At 38.2% G+C, this 267-nt stretch carries 1 protein-coding gene; it reads right to left on the bottom strand.

Going from position 1 to position 267, the window contains the following annotated elements; translation table 11 throughout:
* On the bottom strand, positions 1-267 hold a 267-nt coding region (locus HMPREF2628_RS03970), incomplete at both ends, for a MucBP domain-containing protein (RefSeq protein ID WP_142350490.1).

Raw genomic sequence — 267 nt, 5'->3', positions numbered from 1 at the left:
GGATGTTTGGAATCCATGATCCGATTGGTTTGTACACGTATGTTACTGTTGAACCGTCTTTTCCAATCTTACCTTTAGCTTCTCCTTCAACACGAACTAGTAGGTGTCCTGGAATAACTTTTCCACTTGTAGAGTACTCATCTCCCACTTTTCCTTCTGTTGTTTCTGAAGGGATTAAGTCTTTGCCTTTTTCATCTACATATTTAACTACCAAGTTTGCTTTGTTTGCTACGTAGTTAATTACTGTATCTTGACTTGGATCTGTTG

Origin of the sequence: Streptococcus sp. HMSC063B03 (assembly GCF_001836965.1) — a bacterium.
Classification (GTDB): domain Bacteria; phylum Bacillota; class Bacilli; order Lactobacillales; family Streptococcaceae; genus Streptococcus; species Streptococcus pneumoniae_F.
The sequence above is the reverse complement of the archived record's forward strand: the minus strand, read 5'-3'. Positions and strand labels throughout refer to the sequence as shown.